This is a genomic window from Pseudomonas frederiksbergensis (assembly GCF_000802155.2).
Classification (GTDB): Bacteria; Pseudomonadota; Gammaproteobacteria; order Pseudomonadales; family Pseudomonadaceae; genus Aquipseudomonas; species Aquipseudomonas frederiksbergensis_A.
The window spans coordinates 145,238-159,695 of record NZ_JQGJ02000001.1 but is presented as its reverse complement, the minus strand read 5'-3'; the positions used below and the strand labels follow the sequence as shown (position 1 = coordinate 159,695).

The 14,458-nt window shown below is 62.3% G+C and carries 10 protein-coding genes; 8 read left to right on the top strand and 2 right to left on the bottom strand.

What is annotated here, in order from left to right; all coding sequences use genetic code 11:
• Positions 1-134: 134 nt before the first annotated feature.
• Both narL and JZ00_RS00680 read right to left on the bottom strand, forming a co-directional pair.
• Complete coding sequence (narL, locus tag JZ00_RS00685) at positions 135-782, bottom strand: two-component system response regulator NarL (protein WP_039591120.1); 648 nt, start codon at positions 780-782, stop codon at positions 135-137.
• Entirely contained in the window at positions 779-2,578 is a 1,800-nt protein-coding gene (locus JZ00_RS00680) for a HAMP domain-containing protein (protein WP_039591118.1), read from the bottom strand. The genes narL and JZ00_RS00680 overlap by 4 nt, the downstream gene beginning before the upstream one ends.
• 309 nt (positions 2,579-2,887) lie before the next feature.
• Here JZ00_RS00680 and JZ00_RS00675 point away from each other — a divergent pair, with 309 nt between their 5' ends.
• The 8 genes from JZ00_RS00675 to moaA all read left to right on the top strand — a co-directional run bounded on the left by JZ00_RS00675 (position 2,888) and on the right by moaA (position 14,355).
• Entirely contained in the window at positions 2,888-4,189 is a 1,302-nt protein-coding gene (locus JZ00_RS00675; RefSeq protein ID WP_232916770.1) for an MFS transporter, read from the top strand.
• Positions 4,167-5,564 (top strand): NarK family nitrate/nitrite MFS transporter, encoded by a 1,398-nt coding sequence (locus JZ00_RS00670; protein WP_039591115.1) that lies wholly within the window; start codon positions 4,167-4,169, stop codon positions 5,562-5,564. The genes JZ00_RS00675 and JZ00_RS00670 overlap by 23 nt, the downstream gene beginning before the upstream one ends.
• Positions 5,565-5,628: 64 nt before the next feature.
• Positions 5,629-9,402 (top strand): nitrate reductase subunit alpha, encoded by a 3,774-nt coding sequence (locus JZ00_RS00665; protein WP_039591113.1) that lies wholly within the window; start codon positions 5,629-5,631, stop codon positions 9,400-9,402.
• A gap of 1 nt (position 9,403) precedes the next feature.
• Positions 9,404-10,942, top strand: a complete 1,539-nt coding sequence (narH, locus tag JZ00_RS00660) for a nitrate reductase subunit beta (protein WP_039591111.1) — start codon at positions 9,404-9,406, stop codon at positions 10,940-10,942.
• A 2-nt stretch (positions 10,943-10,944) separates the two neighbouring features.
• Entirely contained in the window at positions 10,945-11,700 is a 756-nt protein-coding gene (gene narJ / locus JZ00_RS00655) for a nitrate reductase molybdenum cofactor assembly chaperone (RefSeq protein ID WP_039591109.1), read from the top strand.
• Complete coding sequence (narI, locus tag JZ00_RS00650) at positions 11,693-12,373, top strand: respiratory nitrate reductase subunit gamma (RefSeq protein WP_039591108.1); 681 nt, start codon at positions 11,693-11,695, stop codon at positions 12,371-12,373. Before narJ ends, narI begins: the two co-directional genes overlap by 8 nt.
• A gap of 10 nt (positions 12,374-12,383) precedes the next feature.
• Positions 12,384-13,337, top strand: coding sequence for a peptidylprolyl isomerase (locus JZ00_RS00645; protein WP_039591107.1), 954 nt, complete (start codon positions 12,384-12,386; stop codon positions 13,335-13,337).
• A gap of 25 nt (positions 13,338-13,362) precedes the next feature.
• Complete coding sequence (gene moaA, locus JZ00_RS00640) at positions 13,363-14,355, top strand: GTP 3',8-cyclase MoaA (protein ID WP_039591106.1); 993 nt, start codon at positions 13,363-13,365, stop codon at positions 14,353-14,355.
• Positions 14,356-14,458 lie beyond the last annotated feature (103 nt).

The following is a 14,458-nucleotide window of genomic DNA, read 5'->3' as shown; positions in this document are numbered from 1 at the left end:
GCCGTCATGGTAGTGCCCAAGCCGTCGGCGGCCTATGCCTCGGCAGGCTTACCTCGGAAGAGGGAGGAGAGGCGGTCAATCCAATCTTTCACTGCCAGCGCAGATCGGTAGCGTGTTGTATGACTCAACCGGGACTAACCCGCCCCGCGCAAATGCTCCATCGCCCACACCGCCGCTTCGACCCGCGAACGCAAGCCGAGCTTGTGCAGCAGGTTCTTCACATGCACCTTGACCGTGCCCTCGGTGATGCCCAGCTTGTGACCGATGACCTTGTTGCTGAAACCGCCGGCGATGGTCTTGAGGACCTGGCGTTCGCGCTCGGTCAGTTCCACATCGGCCTGGCGCGGTGGCGAGCGCAAAGCCTGGGCCATGACGCGGGTCAGGCCGGGGCTGATCACCAGGGCGCCGTTGAGGGCGTCGCGGATGTACTGGATCAGCAACTCAGGCTCCATGTCCTTGAGCAGGTAACCGTTGGCGTCCAGGCGCAGGGCATCGCGGATGTCGTCCTCGGCGTCGGACACGGTGAACAGCAGCACCTTGCCGGTGTAGTGCATGGCGCGCAGCCGGCGCAGAGTCTCGATGCCGTTCATCTGCGGCATGTTGTTGTCCAGCAGCACCAGGTCGGGCTTGAGCGGTTCGATCAGCGCCAGGGCTTCTTCGCCGTGGCTGGCTTCGCCGACGATGTGCAGATCGTCTTCGAGTTCGAGCATCTGGCGGATCCCGCGACGCATCATCGGATGGTCGTCGACCAGCAGCAGGGTGTGGCGCAAAGGGGCGTTCATGTTGCGATGCCTTCGGTGTGGTGGCCCAGGAACTCCGGTTGGAAATGCACCTGGATACGGGTGCCCTGGGGCGTTCGGGAGTGAATGTCGAGTTGGCCGCGCAGGCTGCGGGCGCGTTCGTTCATGATGTTCAGACCGTGGTGCTCGCGCTGGTCCACTTCGCCGCTGAAACCCCGGCCATCGTCCTCGATGCAAAGGCGCACGGTCTCGCCTTCCTGGCGCAATTGCAGCCAGGCGTTTTGCGCATGGGCGTGGCGCAAGCAGTTGGATAGGGCCTCGCGGGTAATCTGCAGGATGTGGATCTGCTCGCTGGCCGACAGCTCGAAGGCCAGGGTGTCGATGAACAGGTGCACCTGGAAATCACCACGGTTGGAGAATTCCTCGGCCGTGTCCTTGAGTTCCGGTACCAAACCGTCGTCGCGGATCTGCAAACGGAACGTGGTGAGCAATTCACGCAGTTGTCGATAAGCGTTGTTGAGGCCTTCGCGCAGTTCGCCGGTGACGTTTTCCAGGGTCTGCACCGGTTCGCCGCGACGCATCAGGGTCTGCATGCGGCTGACTTGCAGTTTCATGTACGACAAGGCCTGGGCGAGGGAGTCGTGCAGCTCCCGGGCAATGATGGTGCGCTCGTCGAGCAGCAACAGGCGATGGTCCTGTTCGCGCTGGCGCTTGAGGGACAACGTTGTCCCGATCAAGTTGGCCAGGGCCTGGATCAGCGCGATTTCCCATGGCTGTGCGGCGTGACCGTCGACAAAATGCGCCTTGAGTTCACCCAGCTCAGTGCCCTGGTTGCTGATGCTGAAAGCTTGCGGGCGCGCGGCGTTGTGTTTGTGGCAACTGGCGCAATCGCTGCTGGCGCAGACCTGGCGGCTGGCGGCGCCATGCAAGGCCAGCAGATGCCGTGCGGGCGACTGCAGCTGTCCTTGCAGGCACAGCGTGAGACGCAGGCCCGGCAGGCGCTGCTGGAAGCGGCGGATCAGTTCATCCAGGCCTTCAGCATTGGCCTGGCGCGTCGCGAGGCTGCGGCTGCTCTGGTAAAGCAACTCAAGGGCGGCGTTGGCCTGTTGCAGATTCAGGGTCTTTTGTTGCACCTGGGCTTCCAGGGTGCGGTGGGATTGCTCGATGGTCTCGGCCATGGTGTTGAAGCTGGTCGCCAACTGGCCCAGTTCATCCTCGGACTGGTGGTTGACTCGCACCTGGAATTCACCACGGCGAAAGCGCTGGGTGGCGTCAACCAGTTCTTGCAGCGGCATCACCACGCCGTACTGCAATTCATACAGGCCGATCAGCAGGATGATCATGGTGCTGAACAACGCAATGCCCTGGATTGCTTGTTGCCAGCCTTGCTTGTGCTCGCTCTGGCGTTGCAACAGCGTAACGAACTGATCCAGTTGTTCCACGAACGAACGAGCACTGGCCTGGAAGAATGCCGAGTCGCCGCGCTCGATGGCCGGGCGCAAGGTCTGGTTCCAGCGCTGCATCAGGTCGCGATAGCTTTTGTGCAGTGCGGTTTCCGGCCCGTCTTCGAGCACTGCGCGCAGAGCTGGGCTGTCGAGACGTTGCTGCAGGCTGTCGACGATCGTGGGGATGTCTTCAACGTCGCCGGCCGCGAGCCTCCAGCTCAGGTGATAGGTCTCCATGCGCACGGAGCCGGCGGTATTGATGGCTGCCGCGTCGCCCTGGCTGAACCAGGCGATCAATCCGGCGCTCAACGAGCTGGCCAGGGCGAGGATGGCGATGAGGATCACCGCCAGGCCGGCGCGAGCGGGCAGGGAACTGCGAAGCCAACGCATCATGGGCGCTGGCTCTTGGCGAAAAACGGTAGACCGAGCATCAAGCGCGCCCTGGGTCGTGGGGTGTTGCAGCCGATCCTGGGCGCACTACCTCTAAAGAGTTGTCGGCCGTTCCGTTTCCATAAAAGCTTTGGCCGACTTGCTCAAGACGTTGATAAACAAAGGCTTTTATCGAGGTCTCGATCTACCTCCTTGGAGGTAGACGGGCCAAGCATAGGCCAATGGCCCCGGGGCGCTCGTTGACCCAGGTCAAGTTTTCGCGGGGTAGGCATCACTAGTCTGCGCTCAACGAATTGACTGGGGGGCAGCGTGATGCGAGCGCAAGTGCAACAAGGGCTGGTACTGGGGATGAGTACCCTGGCCTTCACCGTGTGCTTCATGGTCTGGATGATGTTTGCCGTGCTCGGCGTTCCGATCAAGGAACTGCTGGCCCTCAACGAAACCCAGTTTGGCCTGCTGGCCGCCACGCCGGTATTGACCGGTTCGCTGGTGCGCCTGCCCCTGGGCCTGCTCACCGACCGCTTCGGCGGACGCATCGTGTTTTTCCTGCTGATGTTGTCCTGCGTGTTGCCGCTCTACCTGATCACCTTGGCGACGGCCTATTGGCAGTTCCTGGTGCTGGGCCTGTTCGTCGGCCTGGCCGGCGGCTCGTTCTCGGTGGGCATCGCCTACGTCGCCAAGTGGTTCGACAAGCATAACCAGGGTTTTGCCATGGGCGTGTTTGGCGCGGGCAACGCCGGTGCCGCAGTGACCAAGTTCCTCGCGCCGGCCTTGATTGCGCTGGGCAGCTGGCACCTGGTGCCAAAGGTGTTCAGCGCGATTCTGTTCATCACCGCGCTGCTGTTCTGGTTCCTCACCGCCGAGAAGAAAGAACACCGCAGTGCCGGCGGCGCCACCCTGCGCGAGCAACTCAAGTCACTGAAAGACCCCGCCGTATGGCGCTACTGCCAGTACTACTCCATCGTGTTCGGCGGTTACGTAGCCTTGGCCTTGTGGATGACCAAGTACTACGTGCAGGAATACGGTTTCAGCCTGCAAAGCGCGGCGCTGCTGGCGGCGTGTTTTTCCCTGCCGGGCGGTGTGCTGCGGGCCGTCGGCGGCTGGATGTCCGACCGCTGGGGCGCCCAGAGCGTGACCTGGTGGGTGTTGTGGGTGAGCTGGATCTGCCTGTTCCTGCTGTCCTATCCCCAGACGCAACTGCAAGTGCAGACCGTCAACGGCATCGTCGATTTCCACATCGGTCTCAACGCCACGCTCTTCACCGTGCTGCTGTTCGTGATGGGCATCGCCTTCGCGTTCGGCAAGGCTTCGGTCTTCAAGTACATCGCCAACGATTACCCGCAGAACATGGGCGCGGTGTCCGGCATCGTCGGCCTGGCCGGTGGCTTGGGTGGTTTCGTGCTGCCGATCATGTTTGGCGCCCTGGTGGACCTCACCGGCGTGCGCTCGTCCTGCTTCATGTTGCTCTACGGCGTGGTCTGGGTCTCGTTGATCTGGATGTACCTCAGCGAGGTGCGCAAGCGCCCGTTGCTGGGCAAACAACCGCCGGCCAGCCAATCCCCGTTTTCCAGCATTGCCCAAGGAGAAGAACATGTCCGTTCTGCAAACGCCTGAAAAAGGCCCGGTCATTCATGACTGGCGCCCGGAAGACCCAGCGTTCTGGGGGCGCAGCGGCAAACAGACCGCCCGGCGCAACCTGTGGATTTCCATCCCGGCGCTGCTGTTGGCCTTCGCGGTGTGGATGGTCTGGAGCACGGTGATCGTGCGCCTGAATGCCATTGGCTTCAGCTTCAGCACCGACCAGCTGTTCTGGCTGGCGGCGTTGCCGGGATTGTCCGGCGCGACCTTGCGCATTTTCTACTCGTTCATGGTGCCGATCTTCGGTGGCCGTCGTTGGACAGCCCTGAGCACCGCATCCCTGCTGATACCGGCGCTGTGGATGGGGTTCGCCGTGCAGGATCCAGCCACGCCTTATAGCGTGTTCGTGCTGATCGCATTGCTCTGCGGTTTCGGCGGCGGCAATTTCGCCTCGAGCATGTCCAACATCAGCTTCTTCTACCCCAAGGCCCAGCAGGGCACCGCCCTGGGCCTCAACGCCGGGCTGGGCAACCTGGGCGTGTCGGTGATGCAGTTCTGCGTGCCGCTGGTGATTTCCTTTGGTGTGTTCGGCTTCATGGGTGGCCAGCCGCAGGTGTTGGCCGACGGCAGCTCGCTGTGGTTGCAGAACGCCGGTTTCATCTGGGTGCCGTTCATCCTCGCCGTGACCCTGATTGCCTGGTTCGGCATGAACGACCTGTCCAGCGCCCGGGCATCGTTCAGTGAACAGGCGGTGATCTTCAAGCGCAAGCACAACTGGTTGATGTGCTGGCTGTACCTGGCCACCTTCGGTTCGTTCATCGGTTTCTCCGCCGCGTTCCCGCTGCTGATCAAGACCTCGTTCCCGGAAGTCATCGCCCTGAAATTCGCCTTCCTCGGCCCGCTGGTGGGTGCCTTGGTGCGGCCGCTGGGTGGCTGGCTGGCGGACAAGCTCGGTGGCGCCAAAGTCACCCTGTGGAACTTCGTGTTGATGATCGTGATGGTGTTCGGCGTCTTGCACTTTCTGCCTAAGGGCGGCGAGGGCGGCAGCTTCTACGGCTTCCTCGGCATGTTCATGTTGCTGTTTATCACCACCGGCGTGGGCAACGGTTCGACCTTCCGCATGATCCCGGTGATCTTCCGCACCCTGCACGAGAAAGCCGCCCTGGGCAAAAAGCCCGAGGTACGTGAGCAAGCGCTCAAGAACGCCGGCAAGGAATCGGCCGCGGTGCTGGGCTTCAGCTCGGCCATGGGCGCCTTCGGAGCCTTCTTCATTCCCAAATCATTCGGCACTTCGATGGCCCTGACCGGCGGCCCGGAGATGGCCTTCTACATGTTCGTCGGCTTCTACCTGAGCTGCATCGTGGTGACCTGGTGGTGGTATGCCCGCAAGGGCGCCGCGACACCTTGCTAAGCCGAACCTAAACCTGCGTGGGCGGGGCGCAGACCCCGCGGAGCAAGCCTGAGAGGAACACACTGTGAGTCATTTACTGGATCAACTGCGGTTTTTCAACCGCAAGCAAGGCGAGTTTTCAGACGGCCACGGCGAGACCCGCAAGGAGTCCCGCGACTGGGAAAACGTCTACCGTTCCCGCTGGCAGTACGACAAGATCGTGCGTTCCACCCATGGGGTGAACTGCACCGGTTCGTGCTCCTGGAAAATCTACGTCAAGAACGGCCTGATCACTTGGGAAACCCAGCAGACCGACTACCCGCGCACCCGCAACGATCTGCCCAACCACGAACCACGCGGCTGCCCTCGCGGTGCGAGCTACAGTTGGTACATCTACAGCGCCAACCGGCTCAAGTACCCGAAGATCCGCAAGCCGTTGCTCAAACTGTGGCGCGAAGCCCGGCAGACCCTGCCGCCGGTGGAAGCCTGGGCCAGCATCGTCGAGAACAAGGCCAAGGCCGACTCCTATAAAAGCAAGCGCGGCATGGGTGGCTTCATCCGTTCCAACTGGGAAGAAGTCAACGAGATCATCGCCGCTGCCAACGTCTACACCGTCAAGGAACATGGTCCGGACCGGGTGGTGGGCTTCTCGCCGATCCCGGCGATGTCGATGGTCAGCTACGCCGCCGGCTCGCGTTACCTGTCGCTGATCGGTGGCGTGTGCCTGAGCTTCTACGACTGGTATTGCGACTTGCCGCCAGCCTCGCCGATGGTCTGGGGCGAGCAGACCGACGTGCCGGAATCGGCCGACTGGTACAACTCCAACTACATCATTGCCTGGGGCTCCAACGTCCCGCAGACCCGTACCCCTGACGCCCACTTCTTCACCGAGGTGCGCTACAAGGGCACCAAGACCGTGGCGATCACCCCGGACTATTCGGAAGTCGCCAAGCTCACCGACCTGTGGCTCAACCCCAAGCAGGGCACCGACGCCGCGCTGGCCCAGGCCTTCAATCATGTGATCTTCAAAGAATTCCACCTGGACAAGCCGAGCGCCTATTTCACCGAATACGCCAAGCGCTACACCGACCTGCCGGTGCTGGTGATGCTCAAGCCAATGCTCGGCACGGCGCCGGGTTCGGGTTACCAGCCGGACCGTTTCCTGCGGGCCAGCGACCTGACCGACAACCTCGGCCAGGACAACAACCCGGAATGGAAAACCATCGCCCTGGACGCCAACGGCGAACTGGTTTCGCCCCAAGGCTCCATCGGTTATCGCTGGGGCGAGAAAGGCAAGTGGAACATCCTGCCCCGCGAAGGTGGCGAAGGCCGTGACATCGACCTCAAGCTGAGCCTGATCGGCGGCGACGTCGCCGAGGTGGCGTTCCCGTACTTCGCCGGCGAAGCCCAGGAGTACTTCCAGCATGTGGCCGGTGACGCGGTGCAGTTCCGCCGGGTGCCGGTGCACAGCGTGGTGCTGGCCGATGGCAGCGTGGCGAAAGTCGCCACGGTGTTCGACCTGTCGGCGGCCAACCTGGCGATCGACCGTGGCCTCGGTGGTGCCAACGTTGCCAAGGACTATGACGACGCCTCGGTGCCCGGCACTCCGGCCTGGCAGGAGCAGATCACCGGTGTGAGCCGCGAGAAGGCGATCCAGATCGCCCGCGAGTTCGCCGGCAACGCCGACAAGACCCGGGGACGCTCGATGATCATCGTCGGTGCGGCGATGAACCACTGGTACCACATGGACATGAACTACCGCGGGCTGATCAACATGCTCATGCTCTGCGGTTGCGTCGGCCAGACCGGCGGCGGCTGGGCCCACTATGTCGGCCAGGAAAAACTCCGTCCGCAATGCGGCTGGCTGCCCCTGGCCTTCGGCCTGGACTGGAACCGTCCGCCACGGCAGATGAACGGCACCAGCTTCTTCTATGGCCACAGCTCGCAATGGCGCCACGAGAAGATGAGCATGCACGATGTGCTCTCGCCCCTGGCGGACAAGTCGCAGTTCCCCGAACACGCCCTGGACTACAACATCCGCGCCGAACGCGCCGGTTGGTTGCCCAGCGCGCCGCAGCTCAACACCAACCCGCTGAATATCTGCCGCGATGCCGCCGCCGCAGGCCTTGATCCGAAGGACTACGTGGTCAAGTCACTGCAGGACGGTTCCCTGCGCTTTGCCTGCGAACAGCCGGACAGCCCGGTCAACTTCCCGCGCAACATGTTCATCTGGCGTTCCAACCTGCTCGGGTCTTCGGGCAAGGGCCACGAGTACATGCTCAAGTACCTGCTCGGTACGAAGAACGGCGTGATGAACGAAGACATCGGCCAGGTCGGTGACTGCAAGCCTACCGAAGCCGAATGGGTCGACGAGGGCGCCATTGGCAAACTCGACCTGGTGACCACCCTGGACTTCCGCATGTCCTCGACCTGCGTGTATTCCGACATCGTCTTGCCGACCGCGACCTGGTATGAAAAAGACGACATGAACACCTCGGACATGCACCCGTTCATCCACCCACTGTCGGCCGCCATCGATCCGGCCTGGGAGTCGCGTTCGGACTGGGAAATCTACAAGGGCATCGCCAAGGCGTTTTCGGCCATGGCAGTCGGTCATCTGGGTGTCGAGAAAGACCTAGTCACCGTACCGCTGATGCACGACAGCGTCGGCGAACTGGCCCAGCCATTCGGCGGCACCGACTGGAAAAGCGCCGGTGTGGCGCCAGTCCCGGGCAAGAACGCGCCAAACCTGCAAGTGGTCGAGCGTGACTACCCGAACATCTACAAGCAGTTCACCTCCCTGGGCCCGATGCTGGAAAAACTCGGCAACGGCGGCAAGGGCATCAACTGGAACACCGACACCGAAGTGAAGTTCCTCGGTGAGCTGAACCACAAGGAAGTCGACGCGGGCATCAGCCAAGGCCGGCCAAAAATCGACAGCGCCATCGACGCCGCCGAAGTGATCCTGTCCCTGGCGCCGGAAACCAACGGCCATGTCGCGGTGAAAGCCTGGGCGGCGCTGTCGGAATTCACCGGCATCGACCACAGCCACTTGGCCGTGTCGAAAGAGCACGAGGCGATTCGCTTCCGTGACATCCAGGCCCAGCCGCGCAAGATCATTTCCAGCCCGACCTGGTCCGGCCTGGAAGACGATCACGTCAGCTACAACGCCGGCTACACCAACGTCCATGAGTCGATCCCATGGCGCACCATCACCGGTCGCCAGCAGTTCTACCAGGATCACCCGTGGATGCAGGCGTTCGGCGAGCAACTGATGAGTTATCGGCCGCCGGTCAACACCCGCACCATCGAAGGCGTGAAGGGCAAACGCAGCAATGGCGAGACCGAGATCGTCCTGAACTGGATCACCCCGCACCAGAAATGGGGCATCCACAGCACCTACAGCGACAACCTGCTGATGCTCACCTTGAGCCGTGGCGGACCGATTGTCTGGCTCTCGGAAATCGACGCCAAGCGCGCCGGGATCGAGGACAACGACTGGATCGAATGCTTCAACGCCAACGGCGCACTGACCGCCCGGGCGGTGGTCAGCCAGCGGGTCAAGGAAGGCATGGTGATGATGTACCACGCCCAGGAACGGATCGTGAACGTGCCGGGTTCGGAAACCACCAAGACCCGTGGCGGCCACCACAACTCGGTGACCCGCGTGGTGCTCAAGCCCACCCACATGATCGGCGGCTACGCCCAACAGGCCTACGGCTTCAACTATTACGGCACGGTCGGTTGCAACCGCGATGAATTCGTCGTGGTGCGCAAGATGGTCAAGGTCGATTGGCTCGACGGTTCCAGTGGCGATGATTTGCCGCGTCCACTGCCGACTGATATCGAGGAGAACTGAGATGAAGATTCGCTCACAAATCGGCATGGTCCTGAACCTGGACAAATGCATCGGCTGCCACACCTGCTCGATCACCTGCAAGAACGTCTGGACCAGCCGCGAAGGCATGGAATACGCCTGGTTCAACAACGTCGAATCCAAGCCGGGCATCGGCTATCCCAAGGAATGGGAAAACCAGGACAAGTGGAAGGGCGGCTGGGTCCGCAACGCCGACGGCTCGATCAACCCGCGCATCGGCGGCAAGTTCCGCGTGCTGGCGAACATCTTCGCCAACCCGGACCTGCCGAGCCTGGACGATTACTACGAACCGTTCGACTTCGACTACCAGCACCTGCACACCGCGCCGCTGGGCGAGCACCAACCCACCGCGCGCCCGCGTTCGGTGGTGTCCGGCAAGCGCATGGAAAAGATCGAGTGGGGCCCGAACTGGGAGGAAATCCTCGGCACTGAATTCGCCAAGCGACGCAAGGACAAGAACTTCGACAAGATCCAGGCGGACATCTACGGCGAGTACGAAAACACTTTCATGATGTACCTGCCGCGCCTGTGCGAGCACTGCCTGAACCCGGCGTGCGCAGCGTCCTGCCCGAGCGGTGCGATCTACAAGCGCGAGGAAGACGGCATCGTCCTCATCGACCAGGAGAAATGCCGCGGCTGGCGCATGTGCATCAGCGGCTGCCCGTACAAGAAGATCTACTTCAACTGGAAGAGCGGCAAGTCGGAAAAGTGCATCTTCTGCTACCCGCGCATCGAAGCCGGGATGCCGACCGTTTGCGCCGAAACCTGCGTTGGCCGGATTCGCTATCTCGGTGTGCTGCTGTATGACGCCGACCGCATCAATGAAGTGGCGAGCACCGCCAACGAGCAAGACCTGTACGAGAAGCAACTGGAAATCTTCCTCGACCCGAACGACCCGGCGGTGATTCGCCAGGCCCTGGCCGATGGCGTGCCGCAGTCGGTGATCGATTCGGCCCAACGTTCGCCGGTCTACAAAATGGCCGTGGACTGGAAACTCGCACTGCCGCTGCACCCGGAATACCGCACCTTGCCAATGGTCTGGTACGTGCCGCCACTGTCGCCGATCCAGAACGCGGCCGCCGCCGGCACCGTGGGCATGAACGGGGTGATCCCGGATGTCGACAGCCTGCGCATCCCGCTGCGTTACCTGGCGAACATGCTCACCGCCGGCGATGAAAAACCGGTCAAGCATGCGCTGAAACGCTTGCTGGCGATGCGCGCCTACAAGCGTGCCGAGCAGGTCGACGGCGTGCAGGACCTGCAAGTGCTCGCCGATGTCGGCTTGAGCGTGAACCAGGTGGAAGAGATGTACCGCTACCTGGCCATCGCCAACTACGAAGACCGTTTCGTGGTGCCGAGTGCCCACCGCGAAGACGCCATGAGCGATGCGTTCGCCGAGCGCTCCGGTTGTGGTTTCAGCTTTGGCAGTGGTTGCAGCGGCAGCTCCGACACCAACATGTTCGGTGGCAAGAAAGCCAACCGCCGCGACGTGATCAAGACCGTGCAGTTGTGGGAGGAATGAGCATGCGCATTCTCAAGGTGATTTCGTTGCTGCTCGATTACCCGACCGAGACCCTGGTGGCCGGTCGCGACGAGCTGGAGCAGGCGATCGTGCAGGCGCGGGAAATCAGTCCCGCCCAGCGTGCCGGGTTGTTCGAGCTGCTGGAGTTGATCTGCGGCCAGGACTTGATGGACGGCCAGGAGCATTACGGTGCGTTGTTTGGCCGGGGCCGTTCACTGTCGCTGCTGCTGTTCGAACACGTGCATGGCGAGTCCCGCGACCGGGGCCAGGCCATGGTCGACATGATGGCCCAGTACGAAGAAGCCGGTTTTGCCATTGGCATCAAGGAACTGCCGGATTACATCCCGTTGTACCTGGAATTCCTGTCCACCCGCGAAGACCTTGAGGCCCGCGAGGGCCTGGCCGATGTCGCGCACCTGCTGGCCTTGCTCGCGGCGCGCCTGGACGAACGGGAAAGCGCCTACGCCAGTTGCTTCCGCGCCTTGCTGCAAATCGCCGGGGCCGAACCCCAGGCGGCGGTGGCCGAGATGCTTGAGCAGGTGAAGGCCGAGCATCGGGACGACTCCCTCGAAGCCCTGGACAAGGTCTGGGAAGAAGAGGCGGTGGATTTCATGAAGGCCGAGCAGCAGGACCGTTGCAGTTCGATGCCGAGCGCGCCGGGTCGGGCCCGGGAAGAAAGTGCGGTGCCGCTGCACTGGGTGGATTTTCAGCATGAAGGCCGGGCCGCAGCGCCCGCCGGGGAGGTGGGCAATGTCTAAATGGGATCTGTTGTTGTTCGGGGTCTATCCCTATGTCGCCCTGGCGATCTGCCTGATCGGCAGCTGGGCGCGGTTCGACCTGTCGCAGTACACCTGGAAGGCCGGTTCGAGCCAGATGCTGAACAAGCGCGGCATGCGCGTGGCCAGCAACCTGTTCCACGTCGGCGTGCTGTTCGTGTTGGCTGGGCATTTTGTCGGGCTGCTGACGCCTTCGGCGGTTTATCACCACTTCCTGAGCACCGAGAACAAGCAGTTGCTGGCGATGGTTTCCGGCGGTTTCTTCGGCGTGCTTGGGCTGATCGGCTTGCTGATGTTGCTCAACCGCCGGCTGACCGATCCACGGGTTCGCGCCACCTCCAATGTGTCGGACATCCTGGTGCTGGTAGTACTGCTGGTGCAGTTGGTGCTCGGCCTGATGACTATCGTCGCATCCACCGCCCACATGGACGGTTCGGTGATGGTGATGCTCGCTGACTGGGCGCAGAACACCGTGCTACTCAAGCCAGTCGAGGCCGCCACGGCCATGGCCCCGGTGGGTCTGGTCTACAAGCTCCACGTATTGCTCGGCCTGACCCTGTTCGTGCTGTTCCCTTTCACCCGTCTCGTCCATATCGTCAGCGCGCCGGTCTGGTACCTGGGGCGTCGTTATCAAATCGTTCGGCAGAAGTTCTGAGGAGAAGATCATGGCGAGTGGATGCGGATGTGGTGGCGGTAATGGCGGCGGCGGTTGTGGTTCCTCGGCTAAAGCCGCGCCGATAGTCGATATCGAACCGGTAGGGGCGGTGGCGTTCGAGCCGGCCCAGGCCGAGCCGACGGTGGCGGATGAAGCGCCGCAGTTGATCGCCAGCAGCGAGCAGGAATGGCCGATCATCAGCGTCAACGGGGTGTCGATCACCCCGCAGGCGATGGCCCAAGAGCTGCAATATCACCCGGCGCAAAGTCGTGAGGAGGCGGTCTACCAGGCCGCCCGCGCCTTGGTGATACGTGAACTGCTCCAGCAACGTATCGCCGAACTGGGCCTGGCGTTGCAGGTCGGTGCCGGTGAAAACGAAGAAGAAGCGGCGACGCGGCTGTTGCTCGAGCGCGAGGTGCAGGTGCCGCAGTGCGACGAGGCCACCTGCCTGCGTTACTACGACAGCAACCGCGGGCGCTTTCACAGCGCACCGTTGCTGGCGGTACGGCACATCCTGCTCGAATGCGCGCCGGACGATGCCGAGGCCCGCAGCCTGGCTCATGTACAAGCCGAGTTGCTGCTGGAACGGCTGGACCAATTCCCGGGCAGTTTCGCCGAGTTGGCGCTGAAGCATTCGGCGTGCCCGTCCAAGGAGCAGGGCGGCTCGCTGGGGCAGATCAGCAAGGGCCAGACCGTGCCGGAGCTGGAGCGCCAGTTGTTCACGCTGCCGGCGGGCCTGGCGAGCAAGCCGTTGGAAAGTCGTTATGGCTGGCACGTGATCAGCATCGACCAGCGCATCGACGGCCAGCCGTTGCCGTACGAGGCGGTGGCGACGGCGATTCGAACCCAGTTGCAGCAGGGCGTGTGGCAAAAAGCGCTGGTGCAGTACCTGCAAACCCTGATCGGTGCGGCGGATATTCGCGGTATTCATCTTCAGGGCGCCGACTCGCCGCTGGTGCAGTGAGCAGCGGTTCAACCGGGAGGTACGCATGAACGGGGTGTTGCAGGATGGGTTTGGGCGCCAGATCGATTATTTGCGGATGTCGGTGACCGATCGTTGTGATTTTCGTTGTGTGTATTGCATGGCGAAAAACATGACCTTCCTGCCGCGCCAGCAAGTATTGACCCTGGAAGAACTGCAGCGCCTGGCGCGGTTGTTCGTCGGCCTGGGGGTGAAGAAGATTCGCCTCACCGGAGGCGAGCCGCTGATCCGCCCGGGCATCGTCGGGTTGTGTCGCGACATCGCGGCGTTGCCCGGCCTGCGGGAACTGGTGATGACCAGCAACGGCTCGCAACTGGGCCGCTTGGCCCGGCCGCTGGTGGATGCTGGCGTCAAGCGTATGAACATCAGCCTCGACAGCCTCGACGGCGAACGCTTCCGAGCCATCACCCGCAACGGCGATCTGGATCGGGTGCTGGCCGGTATCGAGGCGGCAACCGGCGCGGGATTCGAGCGGATCAAACTCAACTGCGTGGTGATGAAAGGGCGCAACTTCGATGAAGTCCCGGCGCTGGTGCAATACGCCATCGACCAGCGCATCGACATCAGTTTCATCGAGGAAATGCCCTTGGGTGAGGTGGGACGTTCCCGTGGTGAGTCGTTCTGTTCCAGTGATGAAGTTCGAGCTGAAATTGCCCGGCACCATCGTTTGCTCGACAGTGCCGAGAGCAGCGGCGGACCGGCGCGTTATGTGCGCCTGGAGCGTCATCCAGATACCCGGATCGGTTTCATTTCGCCCAACACCCACAACTTCTGCGCCAGTTGCAACCGCGTGCGCATGACCGTCGAAGGGCGCTTGCTGTTGTGCCTGGGCCAAGAAGATTCGCTGGACCTCAGGGGGTTGTTGCGGCGTTATCCGCTGGATGATGAGCCGATCATGCAGTCGATCAAACGGGCATTGAAAGGCAAACCTTTGCAGCATGACTTCAGCCCCGGTGGGGAAGTGCAGATCGTGCGGTTCATGAACATGAGTGGTGGCTGAGGATGGCGGCTTTTGTGGCGAGGGGATTTATCCCCGCTGGGGCGCGTAGCGGCCCTAAATGCAGTCAATCCAGTGTGTCAGGCAGGTTAAAGTTGTTCGGTGT